This window comes from Vibrio wakamikoensis, assembly GCF_050337275.1.
In the GTDB taxonomy this organism is placed as follows: domain Bacteria; phylum Pseudomonadota; class Gammaproteobacteria; order Enterobacterales; family Vibrionaceae; genus Vibrio; species Vibrio chaetopteri.
On the sequence record NZ_JAKJST010000020.1, the window covers coordinates 1 to 24,026 of the forward strand.

At 46.7% G+C, this 24,026-nt stretch carries 19 protein-coding genes, 1 rRNA gene and 1 other annotated feature; of the genes, 10 read left to right on the forward strand and 10 right to left on the reverse strand.

The annotated features are described in order from the left end of the window. From L4C42_RS11420 to rluD, 4 genes are all read right to left on the reverse strand, one after another. A 16S ribosomal RNA gene (locus tag L4C42_RS11420) occupies positions 1-244 on the reverse strand; the annotation flags it as partial. Positions 245-804: 560 nt separating this feature from the next. Then, positions 805-3,378 (reverse strand): ATP-dependent chaperone ClpB, encoded by a 2,574-nt coding sequence (gene clpB, locus L4C42_RS11425; protein ID WP_353497906.1) that lies wholly within the window; start codon positions 3,376-3,378, stop codon positions 805-807. Positions 3,379-3,462: 84 nt separating this feature from the next. Then, a complete protein-coding gene (gene pgeF / locus L4C42_RS11430) occupies positions 3,463-4,191 on the reverse strand; it encodes a peptidoglycan editing factor PgeF (protein ID WP_429760581.1) in 729 nt (242 codons plus the stop codon). Continuing rightward, positions 4,191-5,165 (reverse strand): 23S rRNA pseudouridine(1911/1915/1917) synthase RluD, encoded by a 975-nt coding sequence (rluD, locus tag L4C42_RS11435; protein ID WP_353497904.1) that lies wholly within the window; start codon positions 5,163-5,165, stop codon positions 4,191-4,193. Before rluD ends, pgeF begins: the two co-directional genes overlap by 1 nt. 130 nt (positions 5,166-5,295) lie before the next feature. Between rluD and bamD the strand changes: the two genes are divergently transcribed. The 4 genes from bamD to pheA all read left to right on the forward strand — a co-directional run bounded on the left by bamD (position 5,296) and on the right by pheA (position 9,679). After that, complete coding sequence (gene bamD / locus L4C42_RS11440) at positions 5,296-6,021, forward strand: outer membrane protein assembly factor BamD (RefSeq protein ID WP_353497903.1); 726 nt, start codon at positions 5,296-5,298, stop codon at positions 6,019-6,021. 111 nt (positions 6,022-6,132) lie between these two features. Next, complete coding sequence (locus tag L4C42_RS11445; RefSeq protein WP_353498658.1) at positions 6,133-7,596, forward strand: MltF family protein; 1,464 nt, start codon at positions 6,133-6,135, stop codon at positions 7,594-7,596. A gap of 287 nt (positions 7,597-7,883) precedes the next feature. Continuing rightward, positions 7,884-8,216, forward strand: coding sequence for a ribosome hibernation-promoting factor, HPF/YfiA family (hpf, locus tag L4C42_RS11450; protein WP_112459827.1), 333 nt, complete (start codon positions 7,884-7,886; stop codon positions 8,214-8,216). A gap of 139 nt (positions 8,217-8,355) precedes the next feature. Then, positions 8,356-8,477 (forward strand) — a sequence feature (Phe leader region). An 11-nt stretch (positions 8,478-8,488) separates the two neighbouring features. Beyond that, positions 8,489-9,679: a prephenate dehydratase gene (pheA, locus tag L4C42_RS11455; protein ID WP_353497902.1), complete on the forward strand. Its 1,191-nt coding sequence runs from the start codon at positions 8,489-8,491 to the stop codon at positions 9,677-9,679. Between the two features lie 59 nt (positions 9,680-9,738). On the opposite strand, the gene L4C42_RS11460 is transcribed toward pheA, so the two are convergent. After that, positions 9,739-10,398: a YiaD family glycine zipper/OmpA-like lipoprotein gene (locus L4C42_RS11460; protein WP_353497901.1), complete on the reverse strand. Its 660-nt coding sequence runs from the start codon at positions 10,396-10,398 to the stop codon at positions 9,739-9,741. 191 nt (positions 10,399-10,589) lie between these two features. Between L4C42_RS11460 and yjjX the strand changes: the two genes are divergently transcribed. Next, entirely contained in the window at positions 10,590-11,105 is a 516-nt protein-coding gene (gene yjjX, locus L4C42_RS11465; RefSeq protein ID WP_353497900.1) for an inosine/xanthosine triphosphatase, read from the forward strand. A gap of 56 nt (positions 11,106-11,161) precedes the next feature. Here yjjX and trpR read toward each other — a convergent pair whose 3' ends face one another. Next, complete coding sequence (trpR, locus tag L4C42_RS11470; protein WP_353497899.1) at positions 11,162-11,449, reverse strand: trp operon repressor; 288 nt, start codon at positions 11,447-11,449, stop codon at positions 11,162-11,164. Positions 11,450-11,521: 72 nt separating this feature from the next. Further along, complete coding sequence (gene sltY, locus L4C42_RS11475) at positions 11,522-13,501, reverse strand: murein transglycosylase (protein ID WP_418641737.1); 1,980 nt, start codon at positions 13,499-13,501, stop codon at positions 11,522-11,524. A gap of 302 nt (positions 13,502-13,803) precedes the next feature. On the opposite strand from sltY, the gene ettA reads away from it, so the two are divergent. Both ettA and L4C42_RS11485 read left to right on the forward strand, forming a co-directional pair. Then, complete coding sequence (gene ettA / locus L4C42_RS11480; protein WP_353497897.1) at positions 13,804-15,471, forward strand: energy-dependent translational throttle protein EttA; 1,668 nt, start codon at positions 13,804-13,806, stop codon at positions 15,469-15,471. A 149-nt stretch (positions 15,472-15,620) separates the two neighbouring features. After that, positions 15,621-16,628, forward strand: coding sequence for a M23 family metallopeptidase (locus L4C42_RS11485; RefSeq protein WP_353497896.1), 1,008 nt, complete (start codon positions 15,621-15,623; stop codon positions 16,626-16,628). A 59-nt stretch (positions 16,629-16,687) separates the two neighbouring features. Here the strand turns inward: L4C42_RS11485 and tyrA are convergent, their stop codons facing one another. Beyond that, on the reverse strand, positions 16,688-17,815 hold the full coding sequence (gene tyrA / locus L4C42_RS11490; protein WP_353497895.1) for a bifunctional chorismate mutase/prephenate dehydrogenase: 1,128 nt from the start codon (positions 17,813-17,815) through the stop codon (positions 16,688-16,690). An 8-nt stretch (positions 17,816-17,823) separates the two neighbouring features. Beyond that, the gene (locus tag L4C42_RS11495) at positions 17,824-18,897 is read right to left on the reverse strand and encodes a 3-deoxy-7-phosphoheptulonate synthase (RefSeq protein ID WP_353497894.1); all 1,074 of its coding nucleotides are present in this window, start codon (positions 18,895-18,897) and stop codon (positions 17,824-17,826) included. Between the two features lie 249 nt (positions 18,898-19,146). Here L4C42_RS11495 and L4C42_RS11500 point away from each other — a divergent pair, with 249 nt between their 5' ends. After that, the gene (locus L4C42_RS11500) at positions 19,147-20,850 is read left to right on the forward strand and encodes a LytS/YhcK type 5TM receptor domain-containing protein (RefSeq protein WP_353497893.1); all 1,704 of its coding nucleotides are present in this window, start codon (positions 19,147-19,149) and stop codon (positions 20,848-20,850) included. Further along, positions 20,847-21,572 carry a two-component system response regulator BtsR gene (gene btsR, locus L4C42_RS11505; RefSeq protein WP_353497892.1) on the forward strand — a complete coding sequence of 242 codons (726 nt, stop codon included), beginning with the start codon at positions 20,847-20,849 and terminating at the stop codon, positions 21,570-21,572. Before L4C42_RS11500 ends, btsR begins: the two co-directional genes overlap by 4 nt. 241 nt (positions 21,573-21,813) lie before the next feature. Here the strand turns inward: btsR and nagZ are convergent, their stop codons facing one another. After that, the gene (gene nagZ / locus L4C42_RS11510; protein ID WP_353497891.1) at positions 21,814-22,797 is read right to left on the reverse strand and encodes a beta-N-acetylhexosaminidase; all 984 of its coding nucleotides are present in this window, start codon (positions 22,795-22,797) and stop codon (positions 21,814-21,816) included. 102 nt (positions 22,798-22,899) lie between these two features. On the opposite strand from nagZ, the gene L4C42_RS11515 reads away from it, so the two are divergent. Next, positions 22,900-24,018: an anhydro-N-acetylmuramic acid kinase gene (locus tag L4C42_RS11515; protein WP_353498657.1), complete on the forward strand. Its 1,119-nt coding sequence runs from the start codon at positions 22,900-22,902 to the stop codon at positions 24,016-24,018. Positions 24,019-24,026 lie beyond the last annotated feature (8 nt).

The following is a 24,026-nucleotide window of genomic DNA, read 5'->3' on the forward strand; positions in this document are numbered from 1 at the left end:
GGCTAATCTTGACGCGAGAGGTCCGAAGATCCCCCTCTTTGGCCCGAAGGCATTATGCGGTATTAGCCATCGTTTCCAATGGTTATCCCCCACATCAAGGCATATTCCCAGGCATTACTCACCCGTCCGCCGCTCGACGCCGTTAACGTCACCCGAAGGGTCAGTTAACTCGTTTCCGCTCGACTTGCATGTGTTAGGCCTGCCGCCAGCGTTCAATCTGAGCCATGATCAAACTCTTCAATTTAAGATTTTGTCGGCTCAATGAATACTGACTTCAAAACTCATCCTTACTCAAAAGTAAGAAGTAATTTTAAAGCTATTACCGTTCCAACAGAACGATAATGAATTGACTGTGCCAAGACTAAGTTCTTTTACAAGAAAGTAATCTCGATTGGTCACTCAGTTCATTGAAAACCTAATTTGATACCGAGGTATCTAATTTGATTATCATCAACGAGTGCCCACACAGATTGATAGGTTTATATTGTTAAAGAGCTTGTTTCGAAGCTTGCTTCAAAACGGACGGCCATTTTAGCGAGATAAGCTTTAGTGTCAACCACTTTTTTCAACTTATTTTGCTTGGCTTCCTCAGAAGCTTTTGACCTTCTGACTCGTTGGAGATTTCTCTCTCCGTTCCCGTGTCAGCGAGGTGGCATTATAGAGATCGCCATTCACTTGGCAAGCGCTAATTTGCACTAAATTCGCTTTTTCTTTCCATTCGCACACAAATGAATCAGAACGCCCAAAAAAGACACAAAAAAGGGGAGTGACCTCCCCTTTTATTTGCCAAAACGCTAGTAATAGCTATTGGCCAACCGCAATTTTGTCGTTATTGACGATAAGTTTGACCGGTTTAGTGGGATCCACCTTACCTGCTAGTATCTCTTTAGCGAGTGGGTTCTCTATACTTTGCTGAATCGCTCGTTTTAGAGGTCTAGCTCCGTATACCGGGTCATAGCCCACTTTCGCAATGTAATCGAGAGCTGTATCTGCCACGACTAACGAGTAGCCACTGTCTTCCATGCGCTTACCTAAACGCTCAAGCTGAATGCTAGCAATCGACTTAATGTGTTGCTGACCTAGTGGGTGGAATACCACACTTTCATCCACACGGTTTAAGAACTCAGGTCTAAAGTGAGACGTCACTACATCCATCACTTCTCGCTTAATGCCTTCATAATCGAGAACTTGGAAATTCTCTTGGATTCTCGACGACCCTAAGTTCGACGTCATGATGACGACAGTGTTTCTGAAATCCACCGTGCGACCTTGTCCATCGGTAAGGCGACCATCATCTAATACTTGTAGAAGAATATTAAAGACATCTGGATGCGCTTTTTCTACCTCATCAAGTAAGATCACCGAATATGGCTTACGTCTCACCGCTTCCGTTAAATAGCCACCTTCTTCATAGCCAACATAACCAGGAGGAGCACCGACTAGGCGCGCCACCGAATGTTTCTCCATGAACTCAGACATGTCGATACGCACCATGGCATCTTCACTGTCGAACATAAAGTTGGCGAGCGTTTTACACAGCTCAGTTTTACCCACACCTGTCGGACCTAAGAATAAGAACGAACCAATAGGCTTATTCGGGTCGGCAAGGCCTGCACGACTACGACGAATCGCATCGGAAACCACTTCCACCGCTTCCGCTTGACCAATGACGCGTTTATGTAGAACCTCTTCCATACGAAGCAGTTTGTCTTTTTCTGCTTCTAGCATCTTAGATACAGGAATACCGGTTTGCTTCGACAATACTTCTGCAATTTCAGCGTCTGTCACTTTGTTACGAAGCAGGCTCATCTCTTGCATCTCAGCTTGCGTCGCTAGGTCTAGTTGTTTCTCTAGCTCTGGGATACGCCCATATTGAAGCTCAGACATACGGTTTAGATCACCAGCACGTCTTGCCACATCCATATCCAATCTTGCTTGTTCTAACTCAGCTTTAATATGTTGCGTACCCGAAAGCGCCGCTTTTTCTGCATTCCATACTTCTTCAAGCTCAGCATAGTCACGCTCTTTAGTGTGCAGCTCTTCATTTAAGGCAGAGAGACGCTTACTACTTGCATCATCCGACTCGTTTTTCAGTGCTTGCTGCTCTATTTTAAGCTGGATGATTTTACGCTCAAGCTTATCTAATGACTCTGGCTTAGAATCAATTTGCAGACGAATGCTTGAAGCGGCTTCGTCAATAAGATCAATCGCCTTATCAGGTAGCTGTCTATCGGTTACGTAACGATGGGAAAGACTGGCCGCCGCAACAATCGCTGGGTCCGTGATTTCCACGTGATGATGCAATTCGTAACGTTCTTTCAATCCACGAAGAATCGCCACCGTGTCTTCAACACTTGGCTCATCTACCAGCACTTTTTGGAATCGTCTCTCAAGTGCAGCATCTTTCTCTATATATTGACGGTATTCGTCTAGAGTAGTCGCGCCAACACAATGCAGATCACCTCGGGCAAGCGCTGGTTTGAGCATATTGCCAGCATCCATTGAACCTTCGCCTTTACCCGCCCCAACCATGGTGTGCAGTTCATCGATAAATAGAATGATGTTGCCTTCTTCCTTGGCAAGCTCATTGAGTACCGATTTCAAACGTTCTTCAAATTCACCACGATATTTAGCGCCAGCCACCAAAGAGCCCATATCAAGGGAAAGAACTCGGCGACCACGTAAGCCTTCCGGTACTTCATTATTGATAATGCGCTGAGCTAACCCTTCAACAATGGCGGTTTTACCCACACCAGGCTCACCAATAATGACCGGGTTATTTTTGGTACGGCGCTGCAATACTTGAATCGTTCGTCGGATCTCATCGTCACGACCAATCACCGGATCAAGTTTGCCCTGCTCAGCACGTTCGGTAAGATCAATAGTGAACTTTTCTAGCGCTTGGCGTTTTTCTTCTGCGTTTGGGTCATCAACCTTTTGACCGCCACGAATCTGCTCAATGGCTTGGTTGATTTTCGCTTCCGTAAGACCTTGCTCTTTAAGCAGTTGTCCTAATGCGCCTTTGTCTTCGATAGCCGCAAGCAAGAAAATCTCAGATGAGATATACGAATCTTGGCGTTTTTGAGCCACCTTATCACATAGGTTGAAGAGCTGACCCATTGAACTAGATAGCTGAACGTCACCACCTACGCCTGTCACTTTTGGAAGCTTATCCAATAGCTCGGCCAGTTTTGAACGTAAATGAACCACATCGACGTTCAACATTGTCAGCAATGGACGAATAGAACTTCCCTCTTGGTTAAACAAAGCAACCATGAGATGGACAGGTTCAATATATTGATGGTCTCGCCCTAGAGCTAGAGACTGAGCATCAGAAATAGCGACTTGGAATTTGCTAGTAAATCGATCTAAGCGCACAGCAACCCCCTTTAATTACATACGGCTTGATATGCAAATAAGATGGTTACTCACATTGAGGATTTCAAGAGTGGAAATAGAAAATCAGGCGTTGATCCAAATAAAGCTCGCCATACGGCCAGTTTGCCCATCGCGTCGATAAGAATAAAAGCGAGTAGGATCCTTGAAGGTACATAGCCCGCTCTGAGTAACTGAATTGACTCCAAGTGACTTGAGCTTCATCTCAGCAATCGATGCTAGATCCGCCAGCCACTTACCTGATGACGAGTGGGGTTTGAATGCAATAGCGTATTCAGAATGACTTGCACAAAATGCCTCACGAACATCCTCACCGACCTCAAAACTATCAAAGCCAATGGCAGGGCCAATCCAAGCTTGCAGCTCAGTCTCGAAAAGAGACACTGCATTTTCAACAATACCATCAGCAAGGCCGCGCCAGCCGGCATGAACAGCAGCAACGGCAGTGCCGTCTTTAGCCGCTAGAAAAATCGGCAAACAGTCCGCGGTCATTGCACTGAGCACGACACCTGGCTGAGTCGTAAAACTCGCATCGGCATCGATAACGACATCAGTGGGAGTCGCAATATTGGCAACCACAGTAGAGTGGGTTTGATTAAGCCAAACTGGCGCGGTTGGCATGTTCGCTAACGCAGCTAGTTGAGCTCTATTCGCTTCAACATCCGCAGGGTTATCACTGACATGCATCCCTAGATTCAACCCAGAAAACGGCGCTTTTGATACACCGCCTTCTCGAGTTGAAGTCACCGCACTCACATTCGGTGCGGTGTGCCAATTTGGCTTAAGAGTCGACATTAATAGTCTTCTTCTTTATTTAGCTTAGTGTCTTCGCGAAGCGCTTCTGCCATTGCCACCATATCGTCAGGCACTGGTGCATGGAACTCCATCTCTTCGCCAGTCACTGGGTGAGCAAACCTCAACATTACCGCGTGCAGCGCTTGACGATCGAAACTACGGATCATATCCGTTAGCTCTTCACTTGCACCGCGCGGGATGCGTGCGCGACCACCGTAAGCGGTATCACCTAAAAGTGGATGCTGTAGATAAGACATGTGTACACGGATCTGGTGGGTACGACCCGTCTCTAGACGCAATCTAATACGGGTATGCTCACGGAAGTGTTCTGCAACACGGTAGTGAGTCACCGCTGGTTTACCGAGCTCATTCACCGCCATCAACGTACGTTTCGTAGAATGGCGACCAATTGGCTTATCCACCATACCACCCGCGGTCATTTTGCCGATCGCAATCGCTTCGTACTCACGAGTAATATTACGTTTTTGCAGAGCACGAACCAAACGCGTTTGCGATGGAACCGTCTTCGCCACTACCATCAAACCTGTGGTGTCTTTATCGAGACGATGAACGATACCTGCACGAGGTACTTCCGCGATAGCTGGGTAATGATGCAAAAGCGCATTCAGAACCGTGCCATCTGGTGTCCCTGCTCCAGGATGGACAACGAAATCTCTTGGCTTATTGATAACAATGATGTCATCATCCTCGTAAACGATGTTTAGAGGAATATCTTGCGCTTCGAAGCGTTCTTCATCTTCTAGTTCAGCTTGAACGGTAATCAGTTCACCGCCCATCACCTTAGTGCGAGGCTTGGTAACCACTTCACCGTTAACCGCAATTTTTCCGTCAAGTAGCCATTCTTTCAGGCGCGAGCGAGAAAAATCTGCGAAGAGTTCAGCTACAGCTTGGTCTAAACGTTGACCTAACTGGCTGTCTTTTACTGTATTTGTTAATTCAATCTGCTGAGCCATATCGAACTTTTTAAAAAACCTTGGGACTAATACCACGAGTGTGGATAATATAGCTCATCATTGTATCTGTTACTGACAAGAAAAGTAATGGAAGCGGAAAAATATTTACGTCAAGGAAACTCGTTCTCGTATGAAACTACTTAAACTAACAGGCTTGCTTTCTATAGCTTTGTTGTTTGGTTGTGCTGACAAAGAAGTCACCGTCCCAGATGTCCCGCCGTCTCAGTTGTATTCAGAAGCCCAAGAGTCACTGCAAAGTGGTAACTGGACGTCGGCCATTGAGCGCCTTGAAGCACTAGACTCTCGTTACCCATTTGGTGCTTACACTGAGCAGGTGCAACTTGATCTCATCTATGCCTACTATAAGAACGATGACCTGCCATTAGCGCTTGCGACCATCGAACGTTTTTCTCGCCTTAATCCTACGCATGAGCGTTCGGATTGGGTTCTGTATATGCGCGGTCTAAGCCATATGGCGCAAGATCGTAACTTTATGCACGATATCTTCCGTATCGACCGTTCTGACCGAGACCCTGAGCCAGTAAAAGCCGCGTTCGCAGATTTCGACCGCTTGCTGAAGCGCTATCCGAACAGTGCCTATGCCGAAGATGCTGCAAAGCGCATGGTAGCACTGAAGAATCGCCTCGCGAATTACGATTTGGCAACGGCAGATTTTTACCTGCGACGTGAAGCCTGGATTGCTGCCATTAACCGCACACAAGAGCTTCAAAAGACCTACCCAGATACTGAAGCTGCGCGTAAGTCACTCAGCATTCAAAAGCAAGCCTACGAAAAGCTAGGCATGAAAGAGCAAGTTGAGCGCACTGAAAAGCTCATAGAACTCAACCCGCAATAATAGATTATACCTTTAAAAAAGCGCTGTCTTATCAGCGCTTTTTTTGTGTCTAAGTTGGCGAAAATCCGTTTTCATTTATATAGTTATCATTAGATATGTAGTGAAAAAGGAATAGAAGTGAAAGCACTATTACTGTTTTTTGTTTTCGTTGTCTTCTCGCTACCACTGCGAGCACTAGAACTAAGCCCATTAAGCAACACCCCTTATACAGGGGACTTAGACACGTTCACAGAAAAGCGAGTACTACGTGTATTGGTGTCTGCCGATCTCGGTTTTTACTACATCGAAAAAGGGCAACCAAGAGGCATCGGTGCCGAGCAGCTCTATCACTTTGAAAATTACCTAAAGAAAAGATTCCCCAAACTCAAAGTACAAGTCATACCCGTACCGCGCGACGATCTTATCCCTGCACTGGTCAATGGTTACGGCGACCTGATTGTTGCCAATCTTACCGTAACCCCAGCCCGTGAAGCCGTAATCGAATTCAGTCGCCCCATACTCGACAATATCGATGAGCTCATCATCACCAGCGACGACTACCCTACTCTTTTAAGCCCCGAAGACTTAAGTGGCAAAGAAGTCTGGGTACGTGCCAGTTCAAGCTATTTTGAGAGTCTGCAAGAACTCAATAAAACACTCACCGGAGACGGACGCCCGCCTGTATTGGTTCAGTACTTAGAAGAAACATTACAAGATTACGAACTGGTTGAGATGGTCAAACAAGGCTTAGTCAGCGCTACTGTTCTTGATAGCCACAAAGCTTACTTCTGGAACAAAACCTTTGATGATTTGAACATTCACAGCGGCATTCCCCTGCGCAGCGGCGGACAGATAGCTTGGGCGATGCGCAAAGGTAGCCCGAAGCTTGCAGAGCAAGTTAATGCTTACATCAAAACAGCTAAGGAGGGGACGCTGCTAGGTAATGTTATCTATAACAAGTATCTGGAGAACACGTCATGGTTTGCCAAAGCGCTTGATCCCAAAAACATTGATCAATTAGAGAAGCTGGTTTCACTATTTAAAAAGTACGCAGACCAATACGACTTTGACTTCCTAATGATTGCAGCACAAGCATTTCAAGAGTCAAAACTTAATCAAAACAAGGTGTCTCCAAAAGGTGCTGTCGGTATTATGCAGGTGCTGCCGAGCACAGCACGAGATCAGAACGTCAACATAAAGAACATCAACAACATCGACAACAACGTACATGCTGGGGTGAAATATTTACGCTTTATTCGCGATCGCTATTTCAGTGATGATGCCATTAGCGAAGATGACAAAGTCTATCTATCGCTGGCTGCTTATAACGCTGGCCCCGGCAACATATCACGCATGAGACGCTTAGCCGAAAAGCACGGTTACGATCCCAATAAATGGTTTGGCAACGTCGAACTTATGGCGCGACGCAACATCAGCTCAGAGCCTGTCACCTATGTGGCCAACATCAACCGGTACTTTGTTATCTACAAACAGTTGGAGTCATTGCAGGAGATCCGCGAAGAGCAACAAGCCAAAAATCAAGACATTGAATTCTACAGAGTATTGGGGAGTAACAAGGAGGAAACCGTTAAGTGACAAAGATCACATTTCATTAGTGAGCATTTAATAGACAGCAACTTTTCTTAGGTCGTACTAAGTCGCCAAAAATGGGGAATTTTCAGAACGCTACTCTATCCAAATTAATGACTTTTGGAGGAAAGAAAAGGCTTTTTTACTGTTAACGATACAAAGTTTTGCGATAGATCACATTTAGATTTGGACATCAAAAACCATTACACAAGAGTGATCTAGATCACGTTCTTTTCGGTCTGGATGAGTAATCTGGAGTTAACCCATGAGGGATGCAACAGAGGAAAAAACATATGAGAGTAAACATCACTGGTAAAAACATTGAGATCACCTCTGCAATCCGTGAGCATATCGAAAGCAAATTTAAGAAGTTAGAAAAGTGGCAAGTCGACATCATCAGCTGCCAAACTGCTTTCAACGAAGAGCCAAACAAACAGATGAAATTCGAAGCGGCCATTACGGTACCCAAAGGCAAACTTGTCGCTTCCGCTACTCATGAAGATTTATACGCTGCCGTGAACGAGGTTGAACAGAAGCTAGAACGTCAGCTAAACAAACTAAGACACAAACCGGAAGCTCGCCGCACAGAGAAGCCAGAGCTAGCTGAAGTAGAAGAAGTCGAATAATTCGGTCGTCTTAGCGAATAGCAATTCAATTTAGTCATCATTATATAGCGCCTACGGGCGCTATTTTTTTGCTTGACGCCCCATGCTCCCTTGCTTATTGTGGGGCTTAGCCAATACAAACTGATAAACAACGATTTATGCGCCCAATTATTCTGTTCTTTTTTGACTTCTTTTTTCTCCACTAGGCTTGGAGGCTTCTTCGTTTTCGAAAGAAAAGTCAAAAACGAACGGAAAGCCTCCCAATTGGGAGGCTTTTTTATAAGGATTATTTGATGACCGACACTAAGTATTCTCTTGACGACATTCGCCTGCGACTCAACGAGTTGGATGACAACCTGCTGCAACTGCTATCCGAGCGCCGTCAGCTCAGTATTGAAGTTGCTAAAAGTAAGGTACAGACTTCGAAGCCGGTTCGTGATGCCGCTCGTGAGCAGCAGCTACTCGTCAAGCTGATTAACAATGGTAAAGATAAATACGAGCTTGATGCGCCATACATCACCAAGATTTTTCACACTATCATTGAAGACTCAGTGTTGCTTCAACAGGTCTACCTGCAAAATCTCGCCAACCCAGACCAGAGCAGAAAGCCAGTGGCACGCGTCGCATTCTTAGGCGCCAAAGGCTCATACTCGCACTTGGCAAGTCGTGACTACTTCTCGCGCAAGAACACCGAATTGGTTGAGCTTAACTGCGATCAGTTTAAAGAAGTCATCAAAACCGTTGAATCCGGTCATGCGGATTACGGTGTGCTTCCCATTGAGAACACCAGCTCAGGTTCGATCAACGAGGTGTTTGATTTACTTCAACACACGACACTGCATATCGTTGGCGAAATCACCCAACCGATTGAACATTGTCTTGTTGCAACCAAAGAGCTTCGTCTCGAAAACATCAAAACGCTCTATTCACACCCACAGCCGCATCAGCAATGTAGTGAGTTTTTGAGCCGCCTAAAAGACGTGACATTAGAGTCTTGTGCGAGCACTGCTGATGCGATGCAAAAGGTACAACAGTTAAATCGCGATGACGTAGCAGCAATTGGTCATGCCGCAAGCGGTAAGCTTTATGGCTTGCAATCTATTCAAGGCAATATTGCTAACCAAACAGAAAACCATACGCGCTTTATTATCGTGGCGAGAAAGCCTGTCGAAGTGTCTGCACAAATTCCGGCGAAAACCACTTTCATTATGGCAACGTCACAGGAAGCTGGCTCACTGGTGGAAACCCTATTGGTGCTGCAGCGTTATGGCATCAATATGACCAAGCTTGAGTCGCGTCCTATTATTGGTAACCCGTGGGAAGAGATGTTTTATGTCGATGTAGAAGGCCATAAGGATTCTGAAGCGATGAAGTGCGCGGTCGATGAGCTAGTGAAGATCACTAAGCACTTAAAAGTGCTTGGCTGCTACCCTATCGACAATGTCAAACCGGTCATTCCAGACCTGACCGATAAGAAAGACTAAAACAAAAAATCCCTAGGCACGACCTAGGTTTTTTTTTATGTCATCTTAGAAAGCGCTGCTTATGTAAGAGGCAAGATTTTGATCTCTACGCGTCGATTGCATTGGCGTCCTTCCGTCGTAGAGTTGCTACAGATTGGAAAGCGCTCCCCCATACCACGCGCTACTGCGCGGCCGGGGGCAACCTTTTGGCTCACGAGGAAAGCACGAACTTGTTCAGCGCGCTTCTCAGATAATTCTTGATTGTAACTCGCACTACCAGTGCTATCGGTATAGCCATCAATCACTAGACTAGTATCTGGGTATTCAACCAAAATACGCGCCACGCCTTGCAGCGTTTTATGAATATTGCGATCTAACGCGTGTGAGTTGCTGGCAAAGCCAATACCGTTTTCAAGGCGAAGTACGAGCTGGTTGTCACCAGTACGTTCAACTTGCACACCAGAATTTAACAGCTCTTGGCGAAGTGCTTTTTCCTGTTGATCGAAGTAGTAGCCCGCGCCACCACCAATGGCAGCACCACTCGCTGCACCTAACAGAATGCCCTTACTATCGCCACCGGAGGCGATACCCACTGCAGTGCCTGCAATGGCACCAATTACGGCACCTTTGGTTACAGAGTTCGTTTCGTATTCACCGGTTGTGGCATTTTGACGCTGCGTTGCCTGACAACCTGCCAGCGTCATAATCCCTAAAGCCACCACTACTTGTTTTAATTTCATATCCATTGTCTCTTGTCGATGCTTCTTACCTAGAATAACAGAACATCATACTATAAAAATTATATTCGTTGTTAATTGAACTTCAAATAAGCTCATTACCAGAGTACGAATATTGAAAAATTTAATGACATGAATAAGGAAGATTTACGTTAGAATTAGGTTGTTACGTTCTCTACATGGATATGTCTGTCATGAAAAAGGTTGTCATTGCCTCTCTTAATCCCGCCAAAATTAATGCTGTAAAAAGCGCGTTTGAGTCGGCTTTTCCGAACCAAAGTTTTGAGTTTGAGGGCGTCAGCGTCCCTAGCGATGTAGCAGATCAGCCCATGGATAACGAAGAAACACACCGCGGTGCAGTAAACCGAGTCAATAACGCGAAGCAGGTCAAGAAAGGTAGCGATTATTACATAGGGATAGAAGCCGGACTTGACGGCGGCTGCACGTTTGCGTGGATGGTGATTGAATCTCAAGGCTTGATTGGTGAATCGCGAAGCGCCAGTTTGATGTTGCCCCCTGCGGTCGTCGAGCAGCTGTCACCCACTGTCGAGCTTGGAGACGTGATGGACAAAACATTTGGTACCGACAACATCAAGCAAAAAGGTGGAGCCATTGCGCTGCTCACACAGCACCAGCTCACTCGAAGCTCGGTGTATCATCAAGCGTTAATACTGGCTTTAATTCCTTTCGTTAACCCCGAGCATTTCTAACCGCCTATTTTCTATCGCTTAGCGATAAAAAGAATGAGCGAGACTCAAAGGTCTCGCTATTTAAGTAATAAGTCGCTAAGCGCGTTCCTGTCGGCGTCCTCAAGACGTTTCACTTCTGCACTGCCACGAGTAATTGTCGCAACACCCACCCCTAACATCTGGCTAATTTGACGCTGAGATAAATCGCCCTTTAACAGCTCACACAAAATGTTGACGCGAGCCGTCACCGCTTCACGTTCGTCAGGAGTCAACAAAAGAGTCATTAACTGCGCTTGCTGCTCTGTACTTTGTGAGCGTTGGATCAGGTCGAGAACTTGTTGCCAGTCTTGGTATTGAGGTTCCATGAATCATTCCATTAGATACTTGCAATACTCCATTCTAACCCCAAGCTCGCGCCAATGCCTAGCCCAGGGTCATCAGTAACGTCTTTTCGCCTCAGCATCGGTTAGGAAACTTCCCTGAACACCCATCAGATCACGGTAATAAACCTGGAACATCAGAATGTTCTGAACATAGCCACGAGTCTCTCTAAACGGTATCGCTTCTATAAACGCGATAGCATCTAAATTACCATCGGATGCCGCACGCCAGCGCTTAACGCGGTTGGGTCCAGCGTTGTAAGCCGCAAGCGCAAAAATACGATTATAGTCGTAGTTCCCTAGTAATTCATTCAAGTAATGCGAACCGATTTCAATGTTTTTTGCGACCTGATAAAGCTCGCTAGTGCGCTTGTAGGCAATCTTATGCTTCTTAGCGGTGTACTTAGCCGTAGCGGGCATAATTTGCATAACCCCTCTTGCGCCAACAGATGAACGAGCCTCCACATCCATTGCACTCTCCTGCCTTGCCAAAGACATAAGAAGATCCTTGTCTAGGTCAAGCTTCTCGCCATAAAAGTTAAACCACCATGCATGTGCCTGTGGAAAGCGAAGACTCATGTTGTCCCACATTTTAGCTGAAATGGTTGCGACCACCGTCAGATGATGCCAACGCTTTTTGCCTGCATACGCTGCCAGCATCTCTCTATCTGTTGTGGATACTCTAGACAGCAAAAAGCGCCACTCAGATTTTGCTGCAGCAATTTTATCGCGCGCAATTAACTCTTCGATGCGTGTTAAGCTCGTTTGGTATGGCGCTATCGCGGCGTTATCGAGCGTGGTGGTAGAAATAGGATAGACAATCGAATGCTTAAGCTGTACTGCAGCCGCCGCACTATAGAAATTGCGCTGCCCGACAATTGATTCCAACCGTTTTTCACCCTGCGCCTTATCGCCACGACTGATCTCCGCTCTCGCAAGCCAATACTGCCAGCGACTAGTCTGCTTAGCTTTGTCACTGAGCTTACCAATCCATTGCTCCAACCCCCTCCAATCGGCTTGCTGCACCGCTAGTCGAGCGCGGCGTTCTAAATATCCATCGCTGCTAGATTTCGCCAAAATACTGTCGCGCCATTTGGCTTCGCTATCTGAGTCAGTAGTAATAAACCGCATTGCCACGTACTCATTCATCGATTGTTTGAGCTCTGGGGTCAATTGACTGTTTTTATTAAGTGAAACTAGCGCTGTGCGAGCTTGCTCTTTGTCACTGCGAGCAAGCTTTTGCAAAGCAAGTTCGGTGAGAGTGGAACGATTGGGCTCAGGGAAGCTGCTTGAAGCAAACTTGGTCACCATTTTCGGTGATTTAAACAAACTTTGAATTTGCTTACCTTGCTGTTTGCCCTTGGAAGTTTTGAGCTGTTTATTCAGATAGTTAATCAAAGAGCCATTGCGACGTTGAAACGCCAGTGTCATTCTCTCGAGAACCAGTTCATCGCTGCGCAGCCCCGCTTTGGTCCACGAATCAAATAGAGGATCACAAGCACTATCAACACTGTCACCACTTTTCCACAATGTCTTTGCTCCATCATAGGCTGAATCCGTATCACCTGTTTTTAACTGCGCATAGTGGTAGTGACATTGGTAACGTTCACCACTTGGGTAGCGGGTTTGAAACGAGAGCAAATCGTCCCAACGCTTTTGCCTGGCGAGCTGGTCTACATAGGGGGCTCGAATGCGTGATGAAAAAGGAAAAGCCTGATGTTTCTCGATAAAACGGTTCACTTGCGATACAGATTTGTCAGCTAACTGCAGCGAAAATACGCGATAATCGACATAAGGTGTTAAAGAGTAATCCGCAATTTTCGGGCGGATTTTGTTATAACCGTTGATGTTTCTACTATCAATCAGTTCTTGCGCCATATCGTAAGCTGCACGCTGGCGCTCGAGCTTATTTTCAGAGGCTGACGCATTAGTTTCAGAGGCAATCGCGCTACTCATTAGCGCTGGTAAAGCCAAAGTCACGATAGCTCCGCAAGCGGTACTGACGAGCGGCTTCCGGTATCGTTGTTTAGAGTTCATGTAACCGTTCCTTCGATGTTGTAACAGTTGACCAAGAGAAGTATTGTTATTGTTTTCTGTACCGCTATGTCAGCCAGTGTTGAGTGCATGGTCAAACTTCAATTTAAGACCAAATAGGTCAACTTTCCAATGGCTTTGTCATTAAGAATTTGTTTCTGACTGTTTGTTACGCGGCGACTGGGGCCAGTAGCGCATTCGATGTACGCATTCTTCAAAGTAATCTCTGAAGTAAAATTGAAAGGATTCCGCTCGGTGGTGTAAAATAGAAACTTTATTGACTTCAAAATTAGGAACGATCGGCAATGGCTGAATACGTCTATACTATGTCGCGCGTGAGCAAAGTGGTGCCACCAAAGCGACAAATCCTCAAGGACATTTCTCTAAGCTTCTTCCCAGGCGCGAAAATCGGTGTACTTGGTCTTAACGGCGCAGGTAAATCGACACTGCTACGCATCATGGCAGGTATTGATACTGACATTGATGGTGAAGCTCGCCCACAACCAGGGCTTAACGTAGGTTACCTACCGCAGGAGCCAGTACTAGACGAGTCAAAAACGGTTCGCGAAATCGTAGAAGAAGCCGTTTCTGATGTTGCTGGCGCTATGAAGCGTCTTGATGAAGTTTACGCGGCTTACGCAGAACCAGATGCAGACTTTGATGCGCTAGCAAAAGAACAAGGTGAACTAGAATCGCTGATTCAAGCGAAAGAAGGCCACAACCTAGAAAATGCACTGGAGCGCGCTGCAGATGCACTTCGTCTTCCTGAGTGGGATGCGAAGATCCAACACCTTTCTGGTGGTGAGCGTCGCCGTGTTGCTATCTGTCGCCTACTGCTTGAGAAGCCAGACATGCTGCTTCTTGACGAACCAACCAACCACTTGGATGCTGAATCTGTCGCTTGGCTAGAGCGCTTCCTTGTTGATTATACTGGCACCGTTGTGGCGATTACCCACGACCGTTACTTCCTAGATAACGCAGCAGGTTGGATTCTAGAACTTGACCGTGGTGAAGGTATTCCATGGGAAGGTAACTACACCTCTTGGCTTGAGCAAAAAGATGCGCGTCTACAACAAGAAGCGTCATCAGAGAAAGCTCGTCAAAAGACCATCGAGAAAGAACTTGAGTGGGTTCGTCAAAACCCTAAAGGTCGCCAAGCGAAGTCTAAAGCACGTATGGCGCGCTTTGAAGAACTGCAAAGCGGCGATCACCAGAAGCGTAACGAGACTAACGAGCTGTTCATCCCGCCAGGTGAGCGTCTAGGTGACAAAGTTCTTGAAGTGAACAACCTGACTAAGTCTTTCGACGGCCGCGTACTTATCGATGATTTATCATTCAGCATTCCTAAGGGTGCTATCGTGGGTATTATCGGCGCCAACGGTGCAGGTAAATCAACGCTATTCAAAATGCTAAGCGGCACTGAGCAGCCAGATTCAGGTACGATTGATCTAGGTGACACCGTTAAGCTGGCGTCTGTTGAGCAGTTCCGTGACTCAATGAATGACAGTAACACTGTATTCCAAGAGATCTCTGAAGGCGCTGACATTATCAAGATCAACAACTTTGAGATCCCAGCTCGTGCTTACTGTTCGCGCTTTAACTTCAAAGGTAGTGACCAACAGAAGATCATCGGTGAGCTATCTGGTGGTGAGCGTAACCGTGTTCACCTTGCTAAGCTTCTTAAAGCTGGCGGTAACATGCTGCTACTCGATGAGCCAACCAACGACCTTGATGTTGAAACGCTACGTGCACTAGAAGAAGCACTGCTTGAGTTCCCTGGCTGTGCCATGGTTATCTCGCACGACCGTTGGTTCCTAGACCGTATTGCAACGCACATCATCGACTACCGTGACGAAGGTCAGGTTAACTTCTACGAAGGTAACTACACCGAATACATGGAATGGTTGAAGAAGACACTTGGCCCTGAAGCCGCTGAACCACACCGTATCAAATACAAGCGTATCTCAAAATAATCACCCATATTTGAGATAAACTTGTTTTTTTCCTAGAGGGCGCCGATAATAGCGCCCTCTTTTTTTTGTGATTTTGCACCATAAATCAGCGAAATTTACTGAAAATTCACCTTATTTTATAGACACACTGTCTTTTATGAACTGTCACTATGCCTAATAAGATCCGGGTGGTTATCCCGACACAACAAGGAAAGAAGAGAACGCTGCGCCTAGGGAAAAAGCGCACCTATACAGCGATCTTACTTGCTGCGGCTTTTCCTGTTGGCTTGGGTTTAGTTGGCTATTCATATCAACAATCGCAACTCGAACTGACCTCAACTGAAGGTTCATTAGCGAGTCTTAATCAAGAAAAAGCGATGCTCGAGGTGAAGCTGGAACAGCAAGTGAATGAAATGCACGCGCTCTCTCAAGAGCTTGAAGAGAAACGTGATTCATTACAGCTTCTGGGTAAACGTGTTAACGATGTGGAAGCGGTACTTGGTCTTGTTGATGAAGAGCAGTATGACAGTGAGATGCCATTAGAAGAGCGCATTGATGCGGCAGCCATTGATTCAGCAGTGCGCGCGACCATGCTCAGACTCATTCCCAATGATAGTCCGATGACTTATCAGCGCATCTCTTCTTCTTATGGCAGGCGTACACACCCTATTACCGGTAAGCGTCATGTACATAGCGGTATCGACCTAACCTGTAAAACTGGTGAACAGATCTTAGCGCCCGCAGACGGCGTCGTTGAAACCGTAAGACCCAGCCGCCAAGGTTATGGTAACTATCTCACCGTGCGTCACGCCTTTGGTTTTATGAGCTCTTACGCTCACCTACACAAGTTCAAAGCGAAGAGCGGTCAGTTTGTGAGTAAAGGCGATGTGCTGGCCACTTGCGGCAACAGTGGCACCTCGACAGGCCCACACCTTCACTATGAAATCCGCTTCTTGGGTCGTACTTTAAACCCTCAGTACTTTATCGATTGGAGTCCAGAAAACTTCGATTATGTCTTTGAAAAAGAGAAGAAAGTACAATGGGCGCCATTGATTGAGTTGGTTAGTAGTGTGGTTAAGCTTCAGATTAACCTGACCAATGCGCCTTATGTGGATTCATCGATTAAGACCGCTGGCAATGAAGAAGTCGACGCGATAGACACCGAACAAACCAATTAAAAAAACGCAGCTAACTCGCTGCGTTTTTTCTATCTCATTCACTCGATATATTTAGTCAACTAGCCACGATGAATCGCATCATTCGCCTGCTTGAGCAAGTTCTGACTCTCAGACATAAATTGCTGTGAGTAATCACCAAACCAATCGCTGACCTCATTAAACTCTGTCACGAACTGGGCTTTGTCCTTGCTGTCGAGCAGCGCTAACGCTTCGCCGAACTGTTTGTGGAAACACTTAATCATCTCAATGTTTTCATCCGACGACATAATAATATCACCGTAAAGCGTTGGATCTTGAGCAAACAGTCTGCCGACCATAGCAAGCTCAAGGCGGTAGATAGGTGAACTTAGTTTCACCAAAGTATCAAGATCTGGGTTCTGCTGGCTTAGGTGACGGCCGTATGCGAACGAGGTGAAGTGACGTAGTGCCTGGATAAGCGTCATGCCTTTGTCGTGCTGCTCAGCAGAGATCTGGCATAGACTTGCGCCCCAAATTTTAAACTGCTCAAGCAGCCATTGGTACTCTGTGTCTTGTCTACCATCACAGTAAACAATAACCTGCTTAGCAAGACTTGGAACGTCTGGACCAAACATTGGGTGCAGACCTACAACAGGACCTTGGTGCACGTTAAGCATGGCATTGAGTGGCTTAGACTTAACTGACGTTAAATCACACAAAATGCAATCTTCTGGCAGGTTACCAAGCTTCTCAATCACCCCTTCTGTTAGGTGAATGGGCACCGTCACTACCACTAGACCGGCATTGTCTAAGATCTCGTCGGCGCGATCCCAATCTTGGCTGCCAAGTACTTTTACTTGATAGCCAGACAAGGTAAACATACGACCAAACAAGCCACCCAACTGTCCTTTACCACCAACAATCACAACCGAGCGCAATTCTGGGTTGAGGCACTTGAAGCCTGAGTCCTTTTCACTAGCGTAAGACTCTCGCATAGTGCGGCGTAGGATGTCCTCTATAAGTTGCGGCGGCACACCCTTTTTTGCCGCTTCTTCACGGCGAGAGGCCAGCATGGCTGCTTCTCTGTCAGGGGCATAGATGGGTAAGCCATGTCGGCTCTTTACTTCACCAACTTGCTCCACAAGAGATAGACGCTTTGCCAAAAGCTCAAGCATCTGCTTATCAACGTCATCGATTTGGTCACGCAATGCGTTCAGTTCAGCAGCCATGGATGTCATTATTCCTTAATACGATTTTCCAAGAATGGGACAAGCTCAGTATGAGCATGACGTAATAGTGCCTCAGTTGAATCCCAATTGATACACGCATCGGTGATAGACACACCGTATTTCATTTCGCTTAGAGGAATATCGCTACTCTGGTTACCTTCGTTGAGGTGACTTTCAATCATTAGCCCGATAATCGACTTGTTACCTTCACGGATTTGATGGATAACATCTTCAGCAACCAATGGCTGGCGACGGTAGTCTTTACGTGAGTTCGCGTGGCTACAATCGACCATTAGGGATGCGTCTAGGTTCGATTTGGCAAGCTCCTGTTCACATTCAGTCACAGACACTGAATCGTAGTTAGTTTGTTTACCGCCACGCAAAATTACGTGACCGTTAGCATTACCTTGGGTCGTCAATAGTGCTACCTGTCCTTCACGGTTAATACCCATGAAGCGGTGGCTTGAAGATGCCGCTTGCATCGCATTAATTGCGGTTGCTAGGCTGCCATCGGTGCCGTTTTTGAAGCCGATAGGCATAGACAGACCACTCGCCATTTCGCGGTGAGTTTGTGATTCTGTTGTACGTGCACCAATCGCTGCCCATGAGAAGGTATCCGCTAGGTACTGTGGGCTGATTGGATCAAGCGCTTCTGTTGCCAGAGGGATTTCCATTTCTGCCAGTTCCACCAGCAACTGACGACCTACATGCAGACCGTGCTCAATGTCGAACGTGCCATCAAGTTGAGGATCGTTGATAAGACCTTTCCAACCCACTGTGGTACGAGGCTTTTCAAAGTAAACACGCATCACGATGTAAAGCTGATCACTCAACTGCTCTGAGAGTGCTTTTAGGCGCTTAGCATATTCTTTTGCTGCATCCACATCATGTATAGAACAAGGGCCACATACAACCAATAGGCGATGGTCTTTTTTATGGATGATGTCAGCGATGGTTTCACGAGAGTCTTGGATGAACTTACGCGCTTTTTCACTAAGCGGCAGTTTTTGTTTTAGTTGTTCCGGCGTAATCAGTACCTGTTCGTCACTGATATTAATATTACTGAGTTCGCTCTTTTTCATCTCGTCACCTGTAAATTTATTTTTACACCGAACTTTTGTCACTTCCACGTTCGGCTAAGCTTTAATTGGTAATATACATAGATAAAAAACACATGCAAGCGTAAACTTTAAAAAACACTTAGCGTAAACATAATTGTACACTAACTTATCTCTATTCTGCTTTCACTCTACTATCAGACTTAGAGATGTTCCCCTCCTCTTTATTCGTACTTGGGTTACAATAAAACCATCGAGGTTGAGGTGGTATCCATGGACTTAATTATCTCTCTGCTGCAACAGATGTGTGTGTATCTAATGTTAGCTTATATGCTCAGCAAAACGCCGCTGTTTCTGCCACTGTTTAGCGTAACCAATCGCTTGAGTCATAAATTCAGCATTTATGTGCTGTTCTCTTCATTTTGTATTCTTGGCACTTACTTTGGCCTTCAGATCGACGATGCGATTGCCAATACACGAGCCATTGGTGCAGTAATGGGCGGCCTATTCGGAGGGCCGGTCGTCGGTTTTGCTGTGGGCTTTACTGGGGGGATGCACCGCTACACGTTGGGCGGCTTCACGGATGTCGCTTGTGCTATCTCAACCACCGCTGAAGGGGTAATTGGCGGCATTATGCACCTTTACTTCCTTCATAAAGGCAAGAAAGAGCAGCTATTTAATCCATTAGTGGTGTTCTACGTGACCTTTGTCGCCGAAGTGGTACAGATGTTGATTATTTTGATTGTCGCTAAGCCGTTCGATCAAGCTTACACGCTCGTCTCTAATATCGCAGCGCCAATGATTATTGCCAATTCGGTAGGCGCCGCGCTATTTATGAGCATACTGCAAGATCGAAAAACCATCTTTGAAGAGTACTCAGCAACCTTTTCACGTCGCGCATTAAACATTGCTGAGCGCTCAGTGGGGATTTTGGTGCACGGTTTTAACTCCGACAACGCCAGTAAAATTGCGCGTATCATTTACGAAGAGACCAATGTTGGCGCCGTTGCCATCACCGACAGAGAAAAGATCTTAGCGTTTGTTGGCATTGGCGCCGACCACCATAAACTGAACCGCCCAATCTCATCACAAAGCACCCTCGACTCGATGAACAACAACGACATCATCTACCTCGACGGTAAAGAAACCCCATATCAATGTTCGATTTCCAAGGACTGCAAGCTAGGTTCGGCCCTGATCATACCGCTGCGTACCGGAGACGAGGTTATTGGCACCATAAAGCTGTACGAGCCGAAGCGTAAACTGTTTTCAACCATCAATATGTCGATGGCTGAAGGCATTGCTCAGCTTCTTTCCAGCCAAATTCTGCATGGTGACTACATCCACAAGCAGACCCTACTCAATCAAGCAGAAATTAAACTGCTGCATGCACAAGTGAATCCGCACTTTCTGTTTAACGCGCTCAATACCATTAGTGCTATTACACGCCGAGACCCAGACAAGGCTCGCAGTTTAATTCAGCATTTATCGCAGTTCTTTCGCAGTAACCTCAAGCAAAACATCGAAACGGTGACCCTCAAAGAAGAACTCGCGCACGTCAATGCTTACCTCACGATTGAGAAGGCAAGGTTTACCGACCGCTTGGAAGTGGATATCGATATCAGCCCCGAGCTACTCGAACAAACCGTGCCCAGCTTTACCTTGCAGCCCCTAGTTGAGAATGCCATCAAGCACGGCATCTCTAATCTACTCGAGGGTGGTTCAATTCGAATATTCAGTGCACCGTGTGAGCAAGGTTATCGGCTGACGGTAGAAGATAACGCTGGCACCTACCAGCCACCTGAGCAAGATCACCAAGGTCTGGGGATGCAAATCGTAGATAAACGCCTACGCAATCAATTTGGACGTGACTCAGCGCTAAAAATTGAAGTTGAAACACACCAGCACACACGGATGAGCTTTATTATTCCAGCGCCCGCAAATTCAGACGATAAAAGGACGGCTATCGCCTCATGACACGGTTAACCGCAATAGTAATTGATGATGAGTTATTTGCTCGTGAGGAGCTTATTGAGCTTTTATCTGAGTTTGATCAAATTGAGATCATCGATCAAGCCAGCAACGCCATAGAAGGTTTGAAGAAAATAAATCAACACAAACCTGATGTGGTGTTCCTCGATATTCAGATGCCACAGATCACCGGCATTGAGCTTTTGAGCATGTTAGATCCAGATACTATGCCGAATGTCGTGTTTGTCACCGCGTATGACCAGTACGCAATCCAAGCTTTCGAAGACAATGCGTTCGATTATCTGCTCAAGCCCGTCGACCCTTGCCGCCTAGCTAAAACCGTCAAGCGCCTAAACAAACGCGATACAACCCAAACAGAAAGCTTTGATCCCATCGCACCGCCTACACTCGATCAAATTCCCTGTTCTGGTCACAACCGTATCGTCATTATTGCCACTAAAGATGTGGAGTTTGCTTACAGTGACCTGTCTGGCGTGCATGTACAAACGGCGACCCAGAAAGCCACCTCGCAATTAACACTGAAAGTGATTGAAGACAAGACATCTCTGATTCGCTGTCATCGCCAGTTTTTGGTCAATGTGAAGGCAATTAAAGAGATCAAGTTATTGGAGAACGGGCTGGCGGAAATCATTACCCAAAGTGACCATCCAATACCAGTGAGTCGCCGGTATTTGAAGGCGTTGAAAGAGACGTTGGGGTTTCACTGATTCTCTCAACTAGCTTACACATTAGCACTTGTTACCCATGTGCCCGGTTAGAACTGTTACCTATGAGCCCAGTCAATATCCAAAGGCATCGTCACCCCTGCGTAGGCAGGGGTCTACTCAACTCTCGCACCAAGCCTCAAGTAGATTCCTGCCTACGCAGGAATGACATGCTCTTTAGATCCATTTACCTAAAATAGCCGTCACCCCTGCGCAGGCAGGGTTCTAATCCTGAAACGACCCTCTAACCTTCCAGCGCCGACAACACCTTACTATTCGCCGCTTTCCACTGAGCACTTTTCTTAAGCTCTTCTAAGTCAAAGTTCTTCTTTCTAAGCATGCGACTTGCCTGCTTCACTTTGGTAATCGGCAAGTTATCCAATACTTCAATTGTCGAGTTGCGGTTATTACACATTAACAGCGTATCGCAGCCCGCATCGAGTGCTTGCTGGGCGCGCGCCGCAGGGCCGCCCATAATCGCAGCACCTTCCATAGAGAGGTCATCAGAAAACACGATACCGTTGAAACCAAGCTGTTTACGAAGTACCTCTTTTAACCAGTAGCTTGAGCCGCTTGCTGGTTTATCATCGTAATGCGGGAACACCACATGGGCTGGCATCATCGCATCAAGCACGCCAGCTTTGATATGCGCTTGGAAGATACGCATGTCGTCCTCAAAAATGGAGTCTCGATTATCCACTGGCGTTTCAAGATGCGAGTCTGCAGTCACGCCGCCGTGCCCAGGAAAATGCTTTCCGGTTGTCGCCATACCCGCAGACTTCATACCCGCCATAAAAGCAGTGGTGTATTGCACGATAGTTTGGAAATTATCCCCAAAGGCGCGATTACCAATAGCTTTGCTTTGCTCGCCTTGGTCTAAGACTGGCGCAAAGCTTAAATCAATATCATGAGCAATCAGCTCAGCGGCCATCAGCCAACCCGCTTGATGCGCCAAGGCTTCGTCTTTAAGCTTGGCATAACGCGCCGCAGGCGGCAGCAAAGTAAACCCGTCACGGAAACGCTGTACTCGCCCACCCTCTTGATCAACACCAATGACGATAGGCTTCTTCGCCGCTTGACGGATTTGTCGATTGAGTTCAATAAGCTGCTCGGAGTCATGGTAGTTTCTAGCAAACAGAATCAAGCCACCGACGGTTGGGTGCTCTAAAATTTCGCGATCTTCCGCAGTCAGTTCGTAGCCTGCCACATCAATCCATAGCGGTCCCATAGTTGCTCCTCTGCAAATTTATTATCAAATGGGCATCCCCAGAGGTTATTCCTATTGTTTTTGATTTACAATAAAGCTACGTAAAAACGGAGTAAGTTTATGATGTCAAAGGAAGCGTTGTATATCGGTATCATGTCTGGCACTAGCCTAGATGGTGTCGACACCGCCATTGTTGCGATTAGGGACAAGCAGATTCGTCTCGTAGACAGCGATTTCTTGAGCTATCCCGACGCCCTTAAAAGTGAGGTGCTAGCGATATGCCAAGGACAAACCACCAGCCTAAAACAAGTCGGTGAACTCGACCATAAACTCGGAAAACTCTATGTGCATGCGGTGGAATCACTACTGGCTAAATCGAACTACAGCGCTGGTGACATCACCGCAATCGGCAACCATGGGCAGACGGTCTTTCACCAGCCAGACGGCGAAATGCCATTTACCACCCAGTTGGGCGATAACAACCTGGTTGCCGCGCTCACTGGCATTAATACTGTCGGTGATTTCAGACGCAAAGACATGGCGCTAGGTGGTCAAGGCGCGCCCTTAGTACCTGCTTTTCATCGCTACCTTTTTAGTGACAGTGAATCGACTCAAGTGATCCTTAATATTGGCGGTATTGCCAATGTATCCGTTCTGCAACCAAATGGTGATGTCGTAGGATTTGATACAGGGCCTGGCAATGTGCTATTGGATCATTGGTGTTCCCACGCGTTCTTGCAAGCTTTTGACCAAGATGCACACCTTGCCAAACAAGGAAACGTTAACGATAGCTTGTTGGCACAGATGCTCACCGACCCTTACCTCAAGCGCAGCGCACCAAAAAGTACCGGGCGTGAGTATTATCACGGTGAGTGGTTGCAAACTCAGCTAGCAAAACTAGATAGCGCCGTTAACAACCACGATGTATTACGCACGCTCACCGAATTTACCGCCAGAACCATCGCCCAAGCAGTCAAGCCATACTGCGTTGGTGCCTGTCCAAAACTGCTCGTCTGTGGCGGCGGCGCGAACAACCCGATTATCATGAGCCGCATGAGCGAGCTACTCGCAAACTGGCATGTCGATTCTACCGATAGTGAAGCGATCAGCGGTGACTACATGGAGTCGATGGCCTTCGCTTGGCTGGCACACTGTTTTATAAATAAAATACCAAGCAATCTACCTTCGGTGACCGGCGCCAGCAAAGCCGTATCGCTAGGTGTGTTTTACCCTGCTAACTAGGACTCACT

Bases quoted from the DNA above. Each gene is read 5' to 3' on its own strand.
- pgeF (WP_429760581.1), bottom strand. From the start codon at position 4,191: ATGTCGACTCTTAAGCCAAATTGGCACACCGCACCGAATGTGAGTGCG.
- rluD (WP_353497904.1), bottom strand. From the start codon at position 5,165: ATGGCTCAGCAGATTGAATTAACAAATACAGTAAAAGACAGCCAGTTA.
- bamD (WP_353497903.1), top strand. From the start codon at position 5,296: ATGAAACTACTTAAACTAACAGGCTTGCTTTCTATAGCTTTGTTGTTT.
- hpf (WP_112459827.1), top strand. From the start codon at position 7,884: ATGAGAGTAAACATCACTGGTAAAAACATTGAGATCACCTCTGCAATC.
- pheA (WP_353497902.1), top strand. From the start codon at position 8,489: ATGACCGACACTAAGTATTCTCTTGACGACATTCGCCTGCGACTCAAC.
- L4C42_RS11460 (WP_353497901.1), bottom strand. From the start codon at position 10,398: ATGAAATTAAAACAAGTAGTGGTGGCTTTAGGGATTATGACGCTGGCA.
- yjjX (WP_353497900.1), top strand. From the start codon at position 10,590: ATGAAAAAGGTTGTCATTGCCTCTCTTAATCCCGCCAAAATTAATGCT.
- trpR (WP_353497899.1), bottom strand. From the start codon at position 11,449: ATGGAACCTCAATACCAAGACTGGCAACAAGTTCTCGACCTGATCCAA.
- sltY (WP_418641737.1), bottom strand. From the start codon at position 13,501: ATGAACTCTAAACAACGATACCGGAAGCCGCTCGTCAGTACCGCTTGC.
- ettA (WP_353497897.1), top strand. From the start codon at position 13,804: ATGGCTGAATACGTCTATACTATGTCGCGCGTGAGCAAAGTGGTGCCA.
- L4C42_RS11485 (WP_353497896.1), top strand. From the start codon at position 15,621: ATGCCTAATAAGATCCGGGTGGTTATCCCGACACAACAAGGAAAGAAG.
- tyrA (WP_353497895.1), bottom strand. From the start codon at position 17,815: ATGGCTGCTGAACTGAACGCATTGCGTGACCAAATCGATGACGTTGAT.
- L4C42_RS11495 (WP_353497894.1), bottom strand. From the start codon at position 18,897: ATGAAAAAGAGCGAACTCAGTAATATTAATATCAGTGACGAACAGGTA.
- L4C42_RS11500 (WP_353497893.1), top strand. From the start codon at position 19,147: ATGGACTTAATTATCTCTCTGCTGCAACAGATGTGTGTGTATCTAATG.
- btsR (WP_353497892.1), top strand. From the start codon at position 20,847: ATGACACGGTTAACCGCAATAGTAATTGATGATGAGTTATTTGCTCGT.
- nagZ (WP_353497891.1), bottom strand. From the start codon at position 22,797: ATGGGACCGCTATGGATTGATGTGGCAGGCTACGAACTGACTGCGGAA.
- L4C42_RS11515 (WP_353498657.1), top strand. From the start codon at position 22,900: ATGTCAAAGGAAGCGTTGTATATCGGTATCATGTCTGGCACTAGCCTA.